General features: G+C 70.0%; 11 protein-coding genes. 7 read left to right on the top strand and 4 right to left on the bottom strand.

The window, feature by feature from the left end; translation table 11 throughout:
- Positions 1-34 precede the first annotated feature (34 nt).
- From AMYBE_RS0110120 to AMYBE_RS0110130, 3 genes are read right to left on the bottom strand one after another with little or no spacing between them, the layout of a single operon-like run.
- Complete coding sequence (locus AMYBE_RS0110120) at positions 35-490, bottom strand: MaoC family dehydratase (protein ID WP_020659258.1); 456 nt, start codon at positions 488-490, stop codon at positions 35-37.
- Positions 487-1,389: a 4-hydroxyphenyl-beta-ketoacyl-CoA hydrolase gene (locus AMYBE_RS0110125; RefSeq protein WP_020659259.1), complete on the bottom strand. Its 903-nt coding sequence runs from the start codon at positions 1,387-1,389 to the stop codon at positions 487-489. Before AMYBE_RS0110125 ends, AMYBE_RS0110120 begins: the two co-directional genes overlap by 4 nt.
- Positions 1,386-2,303, bottom strand: a complete 918-nt coding sequence (locus tag AMYBE_RS0110130) for an SDR family NAD(P)-dependent oxidoreductase (protein WP_020659260.1) — start codon at positions 2,301-2,303, stop codon at positions 1,386-1,388. The genes AMYBE_RS0110125 and AMYBE_RS0110130 overlap by 4 nt, the downstream gene beginning before the upstream one ends.
- Positions 2,304-2,450: 147 nt before the next feature.
- Here AMYBE_RS0110130 and AMYBE_RS0110135 point away from each other — a divergent pair, with 147 nt between their 5' ends.
- Positions 2,451-2,870 carry a MarR family winged helix-turn-helix transcriptional regulator gene (locus tag AMYBE_RS0110135; protein ID WP_020659261.1) on the top strand — a complete coding sequence of 140 codons (420 nt, stop codon included), beginning with the start codon at positions 2,451-2,453 and terminating at the stop codon, positions 2,868-2,870.
- 219 nt (positions 2,871-3,089) lie between these two features.
- Positions 3,090-3,722: a LysE family translocator gene (locus AMYBE_RS0110140; protein WP_020659262.1), complete on the top strand. Its 633-nt coding sequence runs from the start codon at positions 3,090-3,092 to the stop codon at positions 3,720-3,722.
- Positions 3,723-3,845: 123 nt separating this feature from the next.
- Here AMYBE_RS0110140 and AMYBE_RS0110145 read toward each other — a convergent pair whose 3' ends face one another.
- A complete protein-coding gene (locus AMYBE_RS0110145) occupies positions 3,846-4,472 on the bottom strand; it encodes a TetR/AcrR family transcriptional regulator (protein WP_020659263.1) in 627 nt (208 codons plus the stop codon).
- A 131-nt stretch (positions 4,473-4,603) separates the two neighbouring features.
- Between AMYBE_RS0110145 and AMYBE_RS0110150 the strand changes: the two genes are divergently transcribed.
- The 5 genes from AMYBE_RS0110150 (at position 4,604) to AMYBE_RS0110180 (ending at position 17,978) form a co-directional block, all read left to right on the top strand.
- Entirely contained in the window at positions 4,604-5,563 is a 960-nt protein-coding gene (locus tag AMYBE_RS0110150) for a quinone oxidoreductase family protein (protein WP_020659264.1), read from the top strand.
- A 459-nt stretch (positions 5,564-6,022) separates the two neighbouring features.
- On the top strand, positions 6,023-9,187 hold the full coding sequence (locus tag AMYBE_RS0110160) for a non-ribosomal peptide synthetase (RefSeq protein ID WP_245573175.1): 3,165 nt from the start codon (positions 6,023-6,025) through the stop codon (positions 9,185-9,187).
- 459 nt (positions 9,188-9,646) lie between these two features.
- Positions 9,647-12,415: an AAA family ATPase gene (locus AMYBE_RS0110165; RefSeq protein ID WP_027927538.1), complete on the top strand. Its 2,769-nt coding sequence runs from the start codon at positions 9,647-9,649 to the stop codon at positions 12,413-12,415.
- Positions 12,416-12,743: 328 nt separating this feature from the next.
- Positions 12,744-15,182: an AAA family ATPase gene (locus tag AMYBE_RS0110175; RefSeq protein ID WP_027927539.1), complete on the top strand. Its 2,439-nt coding sequence runs from the start codon at positions 12,744-12,746 to the stop codon at positions 15,180-15,182.
- Between the two features lie 3 nt (positions 15,183-15,185).
- Entirely contained in the window at positions 15,186-17,978 is a 2,793-nt protein-coding gene (locus AMYBE_RS0110180; protein ID WP_020659270.1) for an AAA family ATPase, read from the top strand.
- Positions 17,979-18,365: the final 387 nt, after the last annotated feature.

Below are 18,365 nucleotides of genomic sequence, written 5' to 3' on the forward strand. Positions count from 1 at the left end.
CTCCTCGCTGAGCCGCGATCGCAGGGCAGGCGGGTCAGGGGTAGAACCGGAAGACCGGCCGCGCCACGCACGCGGGCTTGTCCGCGTTCTCGATTTCGACGGTCACGTCGCCGGTGAGCTGGACGCCGCCGCCGGCGACCTGCTCGACTTTCGACAGCGAGCCCACTGCGCGAATCCGCGCGCCTGCCGGAACCGGAGCGGGGAAGCGGACCTTCTCCAGTCCGTAGTTGACCTTCGTCCGGACGCCGGTGACGTCGAGGAGGTCGGTCCACAAGGGAATGAGCAGCGACAGGGTCAGGTAGCCGTGCGCGATCGGTCCGCCGAACGGCCCGTCCTTGGCGCGCTCGACGTCGGTGTGGATCCATTGGTAGTCGTGGGTCGCGTCGGCGAACTGGTCGATCATCGACTGGGTCACCTCGATCCAGCCGCTCGTGCCCAGCGCGCTGCCTTCGAGCGCGGGCAGGTCCTCGATAGGCACCGTTGTCGTCATCCGGATTCCTCCTGGTCGAGCAGACCGAGCGCACGCACCGCGTTGGCCTTCAGGATCTTGGGCCGCACGTGGTCTTTGATGTCGAGCTTGGCGAAGTCGGCGCGCCAGCGGTCCGGGGTGATGAGCGGGTAGTCGGATCCAAACAGGACTTTGTCCTGCAACAGGGTGTTGGCGTAGTGCACGAGTTGCGGCGGGAAGTATTTCGGCGACCACCCGGACAGGTCGATGTACACCTTGGGCTTGTGGGTGGCCACCGCGAGCGCCTCGTCCTGCCAGGGGAATGACGGGTGCGCCATGATGATGGTCAGCTCGGGGAAATCCACTGCGACGTCGTCGAGCAGCATGGGGTTCGAGAGCCCTAGCCGGATCCCGCCGCCGCCGGGCAGTCCCGCGCCGATCCCGGTCTGCCCGGTGTGGAACAGCGCCGGCACGCCGAGTTCCTGTGCGACCTCGAGCAGCGGATAGGCGGTGCGGTCGTTCGGTGCGAAACCCTGGATCGACGGGTGGAACTTGATGCCGCGCATGCCGTGGCGCTCCACGAGGCTCCGGAATCGGCGGGCGCCCGCGACGCCCTTCGCCGGATCGACGCTGGCGAACGGGATCAAGGCGTCCGGATGCTCCGAGGCGGCCTGGGCGATTTCCTCATTGGACAATGCCGTATGCCCAGTCGCCGCCTCGATGTCGACGGTGAACACGACCGCGGCGGTCTTGCGCTCCCGGTAGTACGCAGCGGTTTCGGCCAAGGTCGGTGCCCGATGATCGGCGGCGAAGTATTTGGCCGACGCCGCGACAAGGTCGTCGGGCAGCGAGAGATGCCCGTGGCTGTCGATCTCGACGTGCGCGTGCACGTCGATGGCTTCGAGCGAGGCGATGTCGAGCTTCCGGGCTGGCGTGCTCACGACGCGTCCTCCGCGGGCGGCTCGGGGAGCTTTTCCCCGACGGTTTGCTGATGGTCGGCGAAGATCGTGGGCCAGGCCTGCGCGATCGCGTCGGCGCTCCATCCGCCGTCCGCGTAGGCCGCCACTGTCTGCACCGGGTGCGTCCACAGGCTCAGCCGGTCTCCGCCGACGCCGATCGCCTGGCCGGTTATGCCGGACGCGGCATCGGAGGCGAGGAAGGTGACCAGCCCGGCGGCGTCTTCCGGCGTGCCGAACGCGAGCGCGCGGCGGGCGAACGGCGGCATCGCTTCGCCTGCTCGCATCTTCTGGACATAGGGGCTCAGCGCCGGGATGGTCTCGGTCATCGCGGTCGCGGCGACCGGCACCAGCGCGTTCACCGTGACTTTGGCCTTGGCGAGCTCCATCGCCCAGGTGCGGACGAAGCCGACAATGCCGGCCTTGGCTGCCGAGTAGTTCGTCTGCCCGAAGTTGCCGCGTTGTCCGGCGGGGGAGCCGACGAGGATCAATCGGCCGCCGTCGCCCTGCTCGCGGAACCGGACCGCGGCCGCACGGGCACAGGTAAAAGTGCCGCGGAGATGCACCTGGACGACGGCGTCGAAGTCGGCGTCGGTCATCTTCCAGAGCACTCTGTCGCGCAGGATGCCGGCGTTGGTCACCATGACGTCCAGCCGGCCGAACTCGGCTACCGCGCGCTCGACCAGGGCATCCGCTGCTTCGCTCGTGCCGATCGCCGCCACCTCCGCGACCGCACGTCCTCCTGACGCGACGATCTCCTTGACCGCGGCGTCCGCTGCCGCGGCATCCACATCGTTGACGACCACGGCCGCGCCGGCTGCGGCCAGGTCTCTCGCGTACGCCAGTCCGAGACCTCGTCCGCTCCCGGTGACGACCGCGACCTTTCCGTGCAGGTCCATCGCTCTCTCCTCCTTGAGGGGGCAAACCATGAATAACCACAATCATTGAGAATGTCAATGATTGATGTCTTGAGGTATTGTGGCGAAGGGTCCGAGCGAGGGGAGTCCGCGATCAGCAGCGCGAACGCAGTGTCCAGCGGTGCGGGGGTGCCGCCCGTGCTCGCTGGCCGGCTCGGCTATCTCCTGGCCCGAGTGGGCGGCCGGGTCGTGCGCGACCTCAACAAGACCTTGGCGTCCTTCGGGTTGCGCAGTCGCCACTACACCGCGCTCCTTCTGGCGGCCGACGGGGCCGGGCTCGCGCAGCGCGACCTGGCCGGCGTCCTGGGCCTCGATCCCAGTGCGGTAGTCGCGATCGTCGACGACCTCGTCCGCGACGGCCTGGTCCGGCGGGAGCCGCATCCCGGCGACCGGCGCACGCGCCTGGTGGCGGCGACAGACGCGGGCCGGGCCCGGCTCGCCGAGGTGCAGGAATCGGTGAACGCGATCGACGAGGCTCTGGTAGCCGATCTCAATGCGGCGGAGCTGGAGATCGTGTGCGCGTTTCTCGAGCGCAACGCCGTTGACTGAAGGCCCGCCCGAGAGAAATGAATTGTGCTGGGGTGAACTCGCCAACGGCGAACTCCGCCATGACGGTCGTCTCCCCGGACGCGGCCGGTTCTCTGGATCGCGTCTGCCCGGCCGCCCGCTGAGCGTCCGGTCGCGGCACGCCGGTTCCGCGGGGCAACCGCCTGTGGTGTTCGCGAAATTCGGTGGCTAGGACGGGTTGCGGCTGGGCAGGATGCCGGTGTGGATGTCGTGACCGTACCGTTCGTGCTGACCTGCCTGGCCATCGTGGTCGCCCCGGGCCCCTCGCTCGCGGTGATCGTCAACCGGGCGTTGCGCTCGGGGCGGGTGGCCGGCTACGCGACGGTCGCGGGCAACACCACCGGCCTGGTGTTCTGGGCGGCCGCTTCGGCGCTGGGCCTCACGGCCCTGGTCCGGGCTTCGGAGGTCGCGTTCGTGGTGCTCAAGGTCGTGGGCGCGGCGTATCTGTGCTGGCTCGGCTTTCAGTCCCTGCGCCGGTCCCGGGTCCGGTCGGCCCAGCCGGATGCGCCGGAGGCGGCCCCGGCCGGCGTATTCGCCGCCTTTCGCGCGGGACTGATCGCCAACGTGTCCAATCCCAAGGCGGCGGCGCTGTACCTGGCGCTGCTGCCGCAGTTCATCCCGGCGCACAGCGCAGTGCTGGGTGCCACGATGACCTTGGCCGGCGTGCAGATGGTCATCAGCGCTGCCTGGTACAGCGTGGTGGTCACTCTGGTGAGCGCGGTGCGCCGCCTGCTGTCTCGTCCGCCGGTACGGGCGCGGCTCGACCAGCTCAGCGGTGTCGTGCTCATCGGACTCGGGCTCCGGATGGCCACTCTTTCCCGCGCGGCGCTCTAGCTGCGGGAAACGCTGTTGGGAACGCAGCGGGCGCGGTCGGGCATGCTGCGGCGAAGGTGTGAGAGTCGATCTTCTGATGTCGGTATGGCCAGTGCAACCGCACGCGAGCCTGCTTCAGAGCGCTCAATGTCCTGCTTGCGTGCCGTGGGGTGAGAGGCCGAGCAGAGGCAGCCACACCGTGTCCACGATCTCGACGATTGTCGCGTCCGGCACCGCGCCGATGGCCATCAGCATGTCGTGGCGCACGAGGTCGAAGGGCAGGTTCACCACCCGTTCGGACCGCGGCGCCTCGGCCAGCTCGCCGCGTTCGACGGCGCGGTCGACAAGCGTGGCGAAGGGCGGGGGCTGGTCCGTGATCCGAAGGCGGCTGCGCAGGTCGTTGAAGCTGGTGCCGGTTTCGCGGAAGTAGTCCGCCAGCTTCAGGTGCAGGAGCACCATCGTGCGGTCCCGCTTGGCGTTGATCGCGCGCAGGAGGGCGAGGGCGTCCTGGCGCAGGCTGCCGGTGTCGGGGAGGTCGAGCGGGTGCCAGTGGCGGGCGAGCGTGGCGATGAGGAGGTCTTCGCGTTGCGGCCAGCGCCGGTAGAGCACCGGCTTGCTGGTTCCCGCGCGCGCGGCGACGGCCTCGTAGGTGAATCCGTGGTAGCCCTGCTCGACGAGAACATCCCAGGCGGCATCGGTGAGCGCGCTCTCCAGCGCGGTGCCCCTGCGCCGGGTGGGAGTGCCCTCCGCTCGCCGTTGCTCGTTCGCCACTGTTCTCCGTTCCCGCGGCATGCGGCAGATCCGGTTAGACCCGCTTGCGTATCTTAACTCGGCCTCGTACGCTAGGCCCATAAGATACGGACCCGTTTCTAGGTGGGGTGGGATCACGCAAGGAAGCAAGCATGTCCATGATCAACGCCGCGCTCGTGGAGTCGTTCGACGAGCCGCCGCACTACCGCTCCGTCCCTGCTCCCGAGGCCGCTCCCGGCCAGGAGACGGTGGACGTCCTCGCCGTCGGCGTGCACCCCGCCACCCGCGGGATCGCCGCCGGAAAGCACTACACGAGCCCCAAGACCTTGCCCGCGCCGGCGGGGGCGGACGCGGTTGTCCGCCGGGCGGACGGCAGCCTCGGCTACGTCATGCTCATGGGCGCCGGCACGCTGGCCGAGCGCGTCGTCGTCGATCCGACCGCGGTCATCCCGGTCCCGGACGGAACCGATCCCGCGGTCCTGGCCGCCACCATGAACCCCGCGCTGTCCTCGTGGACCGCGCTGCGCACGCGCGTCCCGTTCCAGGCCGGACAGTCGGTCCTGGTGCACGGCGCGACTGGCAATGCCGGCTCGATGGCCGTCAAGGTCGCCAAGCACCTCGGCGCGGAGCGAGTGGTCGCCGCCGGACGAAACCGCGCTCGCCTCGACGAACTCAAGGGCGAGAGCGCGGACGCAGTGGTCCAGCTCGTGCCCGACGAGGACGCCACCGCGGCTGCGCTCGCCGAGGCCGCCGCAGAGGTCGACGTGGTCCTGGACTATGTGTGGGGGCCGCCTACCGAACTCGCCATGCGCGCCGTACTCGGAGCGCGTACCCAGCACACCCGATTGCTGGACTGGGTGCAGATCGGCGGAATGGGCGGAGACGCGATCACCCTGTCCGGGCACGAGCTGCGCTCGAACGCGTGCCGGATCCTGGGCAGCGGCTTCGGCGCGGTGGACCCGCAGGTCATGCAACGAGAGTTCACCGAGCTGGTCGCCGCGATCGCCGCGGGCGGCATGGCAGTGCGCCCGCATCCGTTCCCGCTCGAGCAGGTCGAGGCCGCCTGGGCGCACCAGGACGCACCCGGCGAGCGGACCGTCATCCTCCTTTAGCCCACCCGTCACCCGCCGCCTGATACCGGGCGCGGGCGGCGCTCTCGACCACTGCGAGCACCGAGTCGCCGCGCAGTCAGCTCCGCCCCATGATCGCGCACGTCACGCCGAAGGTGGACTGCTTTCGCACACCCACTCCGCACGCGCCGATCCACCTGCGCATGACGCCACCCCGGTGAGGTTCTCATGCCGCGCCCGACCGCCCGGCCCACCGTCCACGGCGGACGCATGCTGTTTGGCCGGGTACGAGCCGGTCGACCGCGGCGCACGTGCAGCACCGGCGGATTCTGGGGTTTTCCCGGTCGCCGGCGGGAGACGCTGGGGCATGGACAACCCTGACGGGTACCCGCACTGCCCGGGGGCGGGAAAGGCAGGTGCGAGGCACCGATCTGCGGCCCGGCCTCGTCCGCCCACTGTGGAGGCCGGGCGGGGATCCGGCCAGGAACCAGAACGCATGGCATGCCCGGATGTTGCCCGCGAACCCGGACCCGACCGGCCCGGACCAGTTGTTGCACAAGCTGCGTGCCACGAAGTCGCTTGGCGAGATCGTCTCGGTCGCGCCGGAAACGGCACGCCGGCCAACGGGGAACCACCACGGCCGGGCGCCGTTCTCATCGGCACGGCGCAGATCCGCGACGGAGTGAAAGGTGTGAAATGGGCAGAGGACAACGGTTCACCCGCCGCGTGGCACCGCTCGAACGGTGGTATCTCGGTTTCCCACGGGCCTTTTCGCCCGTGCAGAACCTCGTCGTGGAAGGCGTGGGACAGCTCGGCGCCGACGAAGTCCGGCACGCGGTCGCGGCAGCGGGTGAGGTCTATCCGGGCTCGCAGCTCGTTCGCCACGGAAACCACTGGGTCGACCGGCTAACGCCGCCGCCGGTCCGATTCGCCGCGGGAATGCCGTTATCCCGGCCGGCGCTCGCTACTGCGCTGCCCCGCGCTGGTGCCTTCTGCGAGGTCGTGGTATTCGACGGTGCACTGGTTTTTCGCGCCTCGCACGCAGTGATGGACGCGCGGGGGATCAAAATCTGGGCTGCGGAGGTGTTTCGTGCACTTCGTGGCGAATGCCCGAGCAGACGCGAGTCCGAACGTACCGTGCTCGATCTCGACGAACCTCTTCTGGATGCCGCCGAGGCGGGCGGGCACCGCCTCGCCCCGCCGGCGCTTCTCGCGACCCCCCGCCGGTCCCGGCCCGGGGAATGGCAGTGGGCCCGCCGGACGATCGACGGCACTTTCCCGGCTGTGGTGGCGAGGATCGCGACCGAGCTCGCGAGGCTGTCCGGCCGGGACAGCGCGCCGGTCAGCGTCCCGCTGGACCTGCGGGTGTTCCATCCGGACCTGGACTCGACCTCGAACCTGGCGGTCACCGTCGCGATCGACGTCCCGGCAGGCCAGAGCTGGGCGGAGACGCACCAGCAGCTTCTCGGCGTGCTCGCCGAGCGGCGGGGAACGGTGTTCGCGCCGGGTGCCGCGATCCTTCGAGCACCGCTGGGATACCTGCGGGCGATCGTCCGGGGGCTGGACCGGCGCGCCCGACGCGACGAGCGCTTTTCCACCGTCGCGACGGTGAGCAACGTGGGCCGGATCGATTCGGCGAGCTTCGGGACTCCTGCCTTCGAACCCACCGCGGTCTACCTGCTGGGCGCGCGCGAACCGGCCAGCCCGCCGGGCGTGAACATCGTCGAATGTGACGGCCGCACGGAACTCACGCTGCCGTGGTGGCCTGGGGAGCGGAACGAAACGGAACAGTTGCTCGCCAGTCTGCACGAAGCGCTTTCCCCTGCAGCGCATCGCCAGCACAGCACACTGGCTGCCCCGGAACCGGCGAAGTCCGCCGCGGTGCCCGCGGAGAAGGGTGTCGTCGAGCAGTTTCGCGAGCAGGTGCGAGCGCACCCGGATGCCGTCGCGATCAGCGGCCCTTCCGGTGACGTCACCTACGCTGAACTTGATCGCCGCGCGCGAGTCGTCGCCGCGACGCTGATCGAGCACGGGGTCGGCAGGGACGACGTCGTCGGCCTTCTCGCGGATCGTTCGGTCGAGGCCGTCGTCGGGGCGTGGGGTGTCCTGATGGCCGGGTCGGCCTATCTGCCGATGGACACGAAGCATCCCGACGAGCGCATCCGCGGCCTGCTGACCGATGCGGGTTCGCCGCTGTGCCTGATCGGAAAGCCGCACAAAGACCGCACGCTCCTGCCCGGGGGATGCGCGGGGGTGGTGATCGAGGACCTGCCGTACGACCGGGAACCCACGGTGGCGCCGCGGGCCCCGGAGCCGTCCGATCTCGCTTACGTGGTCTATACCTCCGGCTCGACAGGCAAGCCGAAAGGGGTCGAGATCGAGCACCGCAGCCTGAGCAACTACGCGAGCTGGGCTACCCGCGAGCACGGCATCGATTCCGGTACCCGGTTGCCGCTGCTGTGCTCGCTCTCTTTCGACGTGGCCGAGATTTCGCTGATTCTCCCGTTTCTCACCGGGGGGACCCTGCTGCTGATGCGGGAGGAGCTGAGCCATGTCAGCCTCCAGGAGGTTTTCGATGCCGGAGCGACCGCGCTCGCGTTGACGCCGTCGCATCTGGATCTGATCACCCGGCTCAGGCTGCGGCCCGGCGGGGTGCGCACCCTGATGGTCATCGGGGAGCAGTTCCCGCGCTCGGTGGCGCAGCGCGCGCAGGAGATGTTCGGTCCGCACTGCCGGATTTTCAATCTGTACGGACCGGCCGAGGCGACGATCGGGGTGAGCCATCACCTTTTCGACGCTGCCGCGGACTCCGGTCCGAGCGTCCCGATCGGGCTTCCGCTGGATGGCGTCACGATGTACGTGCTCGACGCCGAACGCCGGTTCGCCGCGCCGGGGGAGACCGGTGAGCTCTACCTGGGCGGGAAGCAGCTGGCGCGCGGGTACCGGGGCCGTACCGACCTGACCCGGCAGCGGTTCGTCTATCTCGCCGACGGCACCCGCGCGTACCGCACCGGCGACATCGTGCGCCGGTTGCCGTCCGGGGAGCTGGAGTTCTGCGGTCGGATCGACGACCAGATCAAGGTGCACGGCCATCGGATCGAGCCGGCGGAGATCGCGCACACGCTGGAATCGCATCCGTCGGTGGCGGCCGCAGTGGTCGTTCCACGGGAGCGGCCCGGCGGGGACAAAGCACTGTGCGGCTACGTCGTCGCAGCGCCCGGAATGTCTGGGGTGTCAGCCGGGGAACTGGAAACACATCTGCGGTGCACACTGCCGGACTACATGATTCCCGCCGCGATTGTCCCAGTCGCGGAGATCCCGCGGACGATCAATGGCAAGGTCGAGGTCGCGGCCTTGCCGGACCCGGCAACGGGTGTGCCGCGCGAAACCGGTGCCGCGGCACCGCTCAACGATACCGAATCCGCGGTGTCGCGCATCTGGGCTCAGGTGCTGCAGGTCGAGTCCGGCCGCATTACCCGCGACGCTGACTTCCATGAACTCGGCGGGGATTCGCTGAGCCTGATCACGATGGTCGCCGAAGTGGCTCGAGCGGTGGCCGGGCCGTCCGGGGAAGTCGCACTGACCGGGAAACTCCCGGACATCATCCGGCGGCCGACGGTCGCGCACATCGCCGAATTGGCCTTGCTGGCCCAGGTGCCCGCGTGAGTGGAGAACTGGTGAGGTCAGGGCTCGGGCAGGTCTTCGGCCGGCCGCCGGTTCGTCGAGGCACGGCCACGACGTGGCAGGGGGAGAAAACTACGGAAAACTCCAAAAACTGGCGAGGTTGGTGAGCCTATTGTGGACTTTGCGTCCTGGTCCGTACGGTCCGAACTGCGGGAACCCGGCAGGGAGGGGGGCTGAGGATGAGCGCCGAGGACGGTGGCCGGACGATTGCGGACTGGGCGGGACCGGGCCGGGCGGGGACACGGGCTGGCTCGCCGGCAGAACGTGAGCTCCGGGGAGAGAGTATGCGAACTTTCCCTCCCGGCTGGGAATCCAAGCGAATCGTGCTGGTCAGTCCGGATTCGTGAGGCGCTGACAGGAAGCTGAGACAGAGTGGTCCCCTCGACTGCCGACGCGCGACGCGATGGTCGGCGGTGCGCCTTCCCAAGCCCGGCCGCCCCGGTGGCTGAGCTGGCGGGCCGTGACTGGGAAATGCGCCTGCTCCTCCGGCAGGCGCGTGAGGCCGCGCTCGGCGAAGGCCGGGCCGTGCTGGTGCGCGGGCCGGCCGGGATCGGCAAGACCCGCATGGTCTCGGCCGCACTCGACGAGCTGGACGGAATCGCCCGCGCGGTGCTGACGGTCAGGTGCCCGCAACACGGTTCGGCGGAATACGAAGCGGTACGCAGGCTGCTCGAACCGCTTGTGCAGACCGGAGAAGGAGCCGGTCCGGACGCCGTGACCGCTGGCACGGCGTGGCTCGAGCCGGCCGCGTTGCGTGGGCCCGACCCGGGGGATGTTTACGCGGTGATGCACGGGCTGCTGGGATTCGTGGCCGCACACGCGACCGAGGGACTGCTTGCCCTGGTGGTCGACGATGTCCAGTGGAGTGACGAGACCTCCTTGCGGTGGCTCGGTTTCCTGCTGCGACGGGCGGAGAATCTGCGGCTGCTGGTGATCATGACTCAGCGGACCGGGCCGGGGGAGCGGAGTCTCGACGCGCTGGGCGAGATCGGCGCATCGCCTCGCTGTCTCACTGTCGATCTCGGTCCGCTGTCCGGCGAAGCGGTCGCCGAGCTGCTGGAATCCGGTTTCGACACGGCGCCGGAGCCGGCGTTCGCCGCCAAGTGCGGGGAGGTGACCGGCGGCAACCCGCATCTGCTCGCCAAAGTCATCGAGCGGTTGCGCGGCGAGGTCAGGCCCGTCGCCGCGTCGGTCGGCATGCTGGAGGAGGTGGGCCGCCGGGTCGTTGCGCTGTCGGTGCTGGACCAGCTGCCGACGGACACTTTGGCGGTGGCCCGGGCGATAGCCGTGCTCGGCTGCGAGGAACTGGAGATGATCGCGGCGCTGGCCGCAGTCCGGCCGAGTGCGGCGGTCGCCGCGGTGCAGGCGTTGCGCGGCAATGGTTTGCTGATGCCCGACCGGCTGGAGTACGCACCCGATCCGGTTCGCGCCGCGATCGTCGAAGCCGTGCCCCCAGCCGAGCTCACCGTGCTCCGGTGCCGGGCGGCGACTCTCCTCAACGACTGCGGACGCCCGGCCGAGGATGTCGCTGTCCAGCTGATGCTGCTCGAGCCGATCACCCGGCCGTGGATGGTGAACATCCTGCGCGACGCCGCCGCGCAGGCCGAGCGGCGGGGTGCGTCCTCGACGGCGGCCCGTTACCTGGTGCACGCGCTGGAAGCGGACGAGGATTCGGTCGCCATCCTCACCCACCTGGGCCGGGTGCTCGGCAAGGTCGACCCGCGATCGGCGTTGCAGTACCTGGAACGGGCGTATCAGCTGGCGCCGGATCCGCGGGAGCGGGCACCCATCGTCGTCCAGTACCTGCTGATCTCCCTGGCGAGCCAGGACCCGCGGCGGGCGATCGAGCTGGGCGGCGAGGTGCTTGCCGAGTTTGCCGCCGAGCCGCAGGCAGAACCGCCCCGGGCGATGCAGATGCTCAGGATGATGTTGCTGATGTCGGGCCGGCACGAGACGACCGCCGCCGCGAGCTCGGGCGAACACCGCCCCGTCGTCATGCCGGGAGGCGGCCGTACCGCCGAGGATCGCGAGCTGCTGGCGATGTCCGCATCGCTCGGCGCTTTGCAGGGCCGGCCCCGGTCGGAGGTCGTCGCGCAGGCTGCGGAGGTACTCCGCCTCGGCAACGCCGCTGTCGATGGATGGGCGGCGCTCGGCGCGGCGCTCCCGCTGTATCTCGCCGACCGGATCGAACCTGCGCTGGCAGCAGTCAACGACGTGCTCGACAACGCACAGCGGTCCGGCGAGGCGTTCATGCACACCCTGGCCGTCGGCGTGCGGGCGTTGATCTGGCTTTCCACCGGCAACCTTGCCGAAGCATTTTCCGACGCCCGGTCATCGCTCGACCGCGCGACGCAAGGTCCGGGCCCGCACTGGCGTCTGCCGCACGGCGTCCTGGCCTGCGTCCACCTCCACCAAGACCGGCCGACCAGCGCTGGACAAGTGCTGAACAGTGCGGAAAGGCTCGGGCCGGATCAGTTCTGCCTGAGCCAGCACGCTTTCCTGATGGCTCAGGCGAAATCGCTGCGCGCACTGGGGAAAGAAGAGGCCGCGCTCACCGTCCTGCGCCACTGCGGTGACAGCCTCGCGGAGGCCGGCTTCCGCAATCCGATGGTCGCGACCTGGTGGTGCGATGCCGCGGAGATCCTCGCCGGCCGCGATCGGGCCCGCGAGGGCAGAGAGCTGATCGAGGCGGTGGAGGCGGCTGCCGAACACTGGGGTACCCCGCGTTCGACCGGGATGGTCCGCCTTGCCCGCGGCATGCTGACGCCAGGGGACGCGGGGATCGTGCTGCTTGAAGAGGCTGCGGAACGGCTGGCGGCGTCCCCGGCCAAGCTGGAACTGGCCAAGGTCGAGTACCTGCTCGGAGGCCGGCTGCTGCATCGGGGCGACAGCGAGCGAGCACGGGAACGGCTGCGGCGGGCGATTTCTCTTTCGGTGCGCTGCGGGGACAAATACCGGCTGCGCTTGTCGTTGTCGGCGCTGGCCGCCGCAGGCGGCCGGATGCGCAGCGGGACCGCGTCCCCTGCCGACGCGCTGAGCGGGAGTGAGCTGCGGGTGGCCCAGCGCGCAGCGGAGGGCTTGACCAACCGGGAGATCGCCGATGCGTTGTTCCTCGCCCAGCGGACCGTGGAACTGCACTTGACGAGCGTCTACCGCAAACTCGGCATCAACGGCCGGAGTGGCCTGACGAGCGCCCTGTGGCACAGATGAGCGGAATAGCGCGAGCCGGTTGCTGTCACTTAGTGTGACGATCTTCCTCTGTTCGGCCGCTTGCGGTACCCGATGGGGCCGAATGGGCTACTGACGCGTAACCGCCCTGTTCAAACCGGTGGTCTTGCAGAAATTTTGCCGACCGTTGTAACCTTCGGCACAGGATCCAAGCTTGAGAGTAACCGTTCGGGGACGCCGGGAGGGCAATATGCTGCACCTCCAGTCACGTATTGTAGCTGATCCACTTGCGGAGCGTGAAGTCGAAGTCGTCACGCTGGAGCGAGCGGTTGCCGACCTCGTCGAACGCGTCAATGCAGGATCTGCTCATGTGAGCGTTTATGGCCCGCCTGGGGTTGGGCGCAGCGCGTTGCTGCAGCACGTCCTCCGGTCTGCGCGCGCTGCCGGTATCGCCACCGCCTTCTCCCGCTGCTCCCCGCTCGATGCCGACATCCCGTACGCCGCGGTGTTGCAGCTGAGCGCCGTGCTGCACGAGCCAGCAGGGTTCGCCGATCTGGCTGCGGCTTCCTGCGCTGCGGACGGCGATGCCGCGATGGGCCTGATGTCGGAAGCATTTGCGGAACTGGCCGCGGCTGCGCCGCTGGTCTTGGTCGTGGACGACGTTCAGTGGGCGGATGCCTGGTCACTCCGCTGGTTCGACGTGCTGTCCCACTCGGCACAGAAGCATCCGCTGCTCCTGGCGACGGCCACGTATGGACGGCTCACCCGGCACTCTGACAACGTTCCCGCTTTCGACGACGCTCGGCCGGTACCGCTCCGCGAGTTCCGTCTCGCACCGCTAGGCCCCGCAGGGACTACCCGGATGCTCCGTGATGCCTTCGGCGCGGGTGCCGATGAGGATTTCATCGCGGCTGCGGCGGGCATCACGCGCGGGTATCCCGCAGTCGTGCGCGAGGTGGCAGACCGGTTCGCGGAGACCGGGCTGCGGGCGGTGCGCGAGGGGATTCCGGACTTGAGCGGCGTCGGCAGGGCGGCGTGGTCGGAACGGGCTGCCCGGGTCATGTCCGGGCTGTCCGCGGGGGCGCTCGAGCTTCTGCGGGTGCTCGCGGTGGGTGGGGACGGGTCCGATTTCCGGATGGCCTGCGCGCTCGTCGGTTCGGGCACCGATCTGCAGGCAGCGCTGGAGCAGCTGGTCGTGGCGGGGCTGGCCACCGAACTTCCCGCGCCGCGTGTGGCGAGTCCGTACCTGGCGATCGACGTGCTCGAAGCGATGCCGGTCGCCGAACGGGAGGAGCTGTACCTCCGGGCTGCCGTATTCGAGCATCGGGCCGGTGCCGCGTCCGGCAGAGTGGCGGATCTGCTGTGCGCCACCAGGCCCGTAGGGCAGCCCTGGGCGGGTACGGTGTTGGCCGAAGCCGCCGCCGAGCGGGCGCGGCAGGGTCGCTTGACGGAGGCGGCCGAGGCATTGCGGCGGGCGCTGGCCGAACCGATGAGCCCAGCCGACCGGGAAGCGGCGTTGACCCGGCTCGCGGGGATCGAGGTCACGTATGCACCGGAGGCCAGCGACGGACGGCTCCGGCAGATCCTGCACGAGTCGCCGTGCTCGCCAGCTGCGGTCGTAGCCGCCGATCTGCTGCTCAGCCGCGGCGACGCCGGCACCACCCGTGAAGTGGCGCTGACCTCGGCCGGTCGCGAGCGGGGACCGGAAGAAGTTCGGCAGACATTGACCGCGCTCGGCCGGTTCGCGCACGAGGAGGCTCCAGCCGAACCAGACGCTCCGTTCGCGTTGGCGGACCTGCCGGCAGGACCGCCCCGCAACCCCGCGCAGGCTGGCGTGCTGGCCTGGCAGCTGGCGGTCCGGGCAACCGACCGGGAGCGGGTCCGGCTACTGGCAGCAGATGCGCTCGCCGCGCGCCACGACACTCCGTTGATCCCGCGGTTGGCGGCCTGCCGCGCCTTGCTGTGCTGCGATGACCTCGATCAGGCTGTCGTCGGGCTGGATGCAGTGCTCGTCGCTGCCCGGCGGCGTGATGCGCGAGCCGCGGCCGCCCAAGCCTTGCTGTACCGCGCGGTCGCCGCGGTCAGGGGCGGCCGTCCCGAGGACGCAGTGCGCGACCTGGCCGCTGCCACGAGGGAACTTCCGCTGCAGTCCTGGCACCCGGAGCTGGTGCCGCGGCTGGTGGCCGGCAGGCTCGGAGCCGAGGTCGCGCTTGGCAGGCTCGATCTCGCCAGAGCGATCGCGGCCGAGCCGCTGCCGCCGGGCGCGGACGCCGGCGTCGGCTGGGCCTTTCTGCTGTCGGCGCGCGGGGCGGTCCGGCTGGCCGGTGGCGATCCGGCAGGCGCGCTCGGGCCGCTGCGCGAGTGCGGCCGGATCCTGCGCTCGCGACACTGGCACAACCCGATGCTCTCGCCGTGGCGCACCCTGGCCGGCATTTCGCTCCACCTGCTCGGCGACTCGCCTGCGGCGCAGGCGCTGTTCGCCGAGGAATCGGCGCTCGCACAGCGGTGGGGCACCGGCTTTGCCGTGCAGACGCACCGCGACCGGATCATGGCCCGCGCCGGCCACGACGACGTCGACCGTGCGGCCGGTCCCGGATTCCCGTGCGAGGCCCTGCGCTCGTCGGCGAGCCTGTCCCCGGCCGAGCGCGAGGTCGCGGAACTGGCTGCCCGCGGGACGGGCAACCGGGAGATCGCGGCCGAGCTCTCGATCGCGGTGCGCACGGTGGAGTTACGGCTCACCAAGGTCTACCGCAAGCTCGGCCTCGGCGGACGCGCGGAACTGGTCGACGCGTGGATGGCGGAGGCGTGACCCGTGCTGCTGGAACGCGAATCCGCACTGGCGCAGCTGGACTGCGCCGTTCGCGGAGTTGACGCGGGCGCCGGTGCCGTGGTGGTGATCGGCGGGGCTGCCGGGACCGGGAAGACGGCGTTGCTGCGGCAGCTGGCCACGATCGCCGACCGCCTCGGCGCTCGCGTGCTGCACGCAAGAGGGGCCGGGCCGGAAGCGGACTTCCCGCTCGGTGTCGTGCGGCAGCTCGCTCTTCCCTCGCTGAGCGCACCGGATGAACCGGAGATACCGCTCGTTGCGCGGAAGTTGCTGCGGTGCCTGGGCGGCGGGTTCGCGGACGAGGCGGCGGAGCACGACACGCAGCCGGCGATGGTGCTGCACGGCCTGCACGCGCTGATCGCCGCGTTTGCCCGGCAGCGGACGGTCTTGGTGCTGGTCGACGACCTGCAGTGGGCCGATGAGCCTTCGCTCCGCGCGCTGGTGTTCCTCGCGGCGCGGTTGTCCGGGATGCGGCTGCTCGTCGGCGTGGTGCTCCCGGATGGTGCCGGCCGGGATTGTCCGTTGATCCGGGAGATCGCCGCGAGTGCAGGCCACCGCGTTCGCGCGGTGGCGCTTTCGCCGGCGGCCACCGGGGAGCTGGTCGGCCGCCGGTTCGGCCCCGCCCTCGAACCCGAGTTCGTCCGGGCCTGTCACGAAATCACGGACGGCTGTCCGAAGGAACTCGGCAGTCTGCTCGACTCTGCGTTCAGCCACCGGCTGTCCGGCCGGGCGGAGGAAGCTGAGCAGGTTCGCGCGCTCGGCGGAGCGGTCCGGGCGGAACGGCTGCGGTCCGTGCTGGGGCGCGATCCGGCCGCCGCAGCGCTGGCGAAAGCCGTGGTCGTCTTGGGAGTCCGGGCCGAGCATCGGCTACCGGCGATGCTGTCCGGACTCGATGCGAGGCAGTACGCAGCAGCCAGGGAAGTCCTCGAAGGGAGGTGGCTGACGGCGGCCGGGGAGGTGCTTGCCGTCCGCGACCCCGCCATCGCCCGGGTGATCGAGGGAGCGATGAGCGCACGAGAGAGCGCTTCGCTGCACCGGGCCGCGGCTGCACTCCTGGCCGAGAACGGGTATCCGGTCGAGGAGGTGATCGGGCATGTGCTGCGCGTCGACAGCACAGGCGGACGCGGCGAGGCCGGGTGTCTGCGCGCGGCGGCCACCGACGCGCGGCGGAGGGGAGAGCCGGACACCGCTGCCCGGTACTTGCGCTGGGTCTTGCGGGATCAGCCGACGGAAGACGCGGACCGCGCGTGGTTGCTTGCAGAGCTGGCTGACGCGGAGTTCGATGCCGGTTCGGCCGTCGCGGTTCGGCACTTGGCACAGGCAGCGTCCCTGCTGGAAGCGGCGCGCGACCGGGCGGCGGTGATCGCGCGGAGCCCGCTGTCGATCGCGGCGGCCGGACCGCTGATCGCCGAGCTGGTGCGGGACGTGTCGGAGGACCTCGGCCCGGCCGAGGAACTGCACCACCGCGACCGTGAGCTGTCTCTGCGGCTCGAGGCCCGGGCGTGGTACGCGGCGTTGCCGGACCGGTCCCGGCTGGCCGGTGCAGTGGCGCGGCTGCGGAGTCTCCCGGTTACTCCCGTGCCCAGTGCCGCGGAACGCGAGCTGCGGACGGTGCTGCTGCTCGCCGGTACCTTGAGCGAGCGGCTGAGCCGGAACGAAGTCCTCGCTCCGATCGTGCAGATCCTGGACCATCAGCCTGCACACTGGCTGCAGGCGCGGGCGGTCATGCCGATCCTGCCGGCCATCCTGGTGGCAGTCGGCGAGGCCGGCCGCGCGTTGAGCTGGCTCGATGCGGCCGGCGACTACCCGCAGCTGCGCGCCGGCACGGTCCCGCGGGCCATGGTCGATGCCCAACGCGCCTTCGTGCTGCTCGCGCAGGGCCGCCTTGCCGAAGGCAAGGAGCACGCCGTCCGTGCGTGCGACGCCGTCGCGACGCAGGAATCCGACGTGCGAGTCTTGCCGGAGCACGCGCTCGGGGTAGCGGCTTTCTTGTTGCGGGACAAAGCGTTGGCTGGCCGGGTCTTCGCGGCACCCGAATCCTCTGATGACCCGTGGCAGTTCCTCATCCGTCGCTCCCTGCGGGCCATTGCCGCTGCCGTGCGAGGTGATTTCGACGCGGCGCGGGCGCATTTCACCGACTGCGGGCGGTACTTCGACCGCATCGGCTGGTGCAACCCGGCGCTGCTCCGGTGGCGGGAGCCGATTGCCCTGCTGTCGCATCGCCTCGGCCGCGTCGGGGAGGCCAAGCGGGTGGCAGAGGAAAATTACGAGCGTTCGATCGCCTGGGGTGAGCCGGTCGGGGTCGCCCGCTCGTTGCGGATCCGGGCCGTGGTGCACGGCGGCGAGCCGGCCGTGCGCTGGCTGCGCGAATCCCTCGAGCTGATGGAGGGATCGGGCAACCCGTTCGAACAGGCGAAGACCCTGGTGAGCCTCGGCGAACGGATTCGGGAAACCGACGTGGCCGAGGCGGATCGCCTGTTGCGGCTGGGACAGAAATTGGCCGAGCAGAGCGGAGCGAGCTGGCTGAGCGCTCGCGCCGGCCGGCACGCCGTGCGCAGTGCGGTCGCAACCGAGACGCCGCGGCGGACCGGGCTTACTCGCGGCGAGGCCACTGTGGCCGAGCTGGCGGCGCACGGGCACACCAATACGGAGATCGCCGAAACACTCGGGATCTGTCGGCGCGCGGTCGAGAAGCAGCTGACCGGTGTTTACCGCAAATTGCGCATCGGCGGCCGGGCCGGTCTGGCCGACGCACTGGGACAGGCCAGGGCCGGCTGAATCGGCCGGTGCCGGAAACGGCGGGCCGAATCCTGGTTTGGCTTGTGAAAGAAGTTTCCGGCCGTCTCGCCGGGTGGCTCCGGCGGCGGGTGGCCAGGGTTTCTTAACCATGCCTCAATGCCTCGGACCGGTATCTTGTTCCCGGTGCCGGTCCGCGATTCTTGACCATCGGATAGTGGGTGGGATACACCTTCAACGGGATCTGAACTCTCTTCCTGCGGAAATATCGGGCAGAGTCCGGTGCGGTCAGGTCTCCGGCGAGTTGCAGCCGGTTGTCGGTAATCAGGCGGTGGGACCGCATGCGGGCCGAACCATCCGGATACGGTACCGCAGTGTTAAGGACGAAGGGCTCAGATCTGTTGACTCGGTCGATTCTTGATCGATACG

The organism is Amycolatopsis benzoatilytica AK 16/65 (assembly GCF_000383915.1).
GTDB classification, from domain to species: domain Bacteria; phylum Actinomycetota; class Actinomycetes; order Mycobacteriales; family Pseudonocardiaceae; genus Amycolatopsis; species Amycolatopsis benzoatilytica.

Coding starts and splice junctions, on each gene's coding strand:
- AMYBE_RS0110120 (WP_020659258.1), bottom strand. CDS start 490: ATGACGACAACGGTGCCTATCGAGGACCTGCCCGCGCTCGAAGGCAGC.
- AMYBE_RS0110130 (WP_020659260.1), bottom strand. CDS start 2,303: ATGGACCTGCACGGAAAGGTCGCGGTCGTCACCGGGAGCGGACGAGGT.
- AMYBE_RS0110150 (WP_020659264.1), top strand. CDS start 4,604: ATGTCCATGATCAACGCCGCGCTCGTGGAGTCGTTCGACGAGCCGCCG.
- AMYBE_RS0110160 (WP_245573175.1), top strand. CDS start 6,023: ATGCCCGGATGTTGCCCGCGAACCCGGACCCGACCGGCCCGGACCAGT.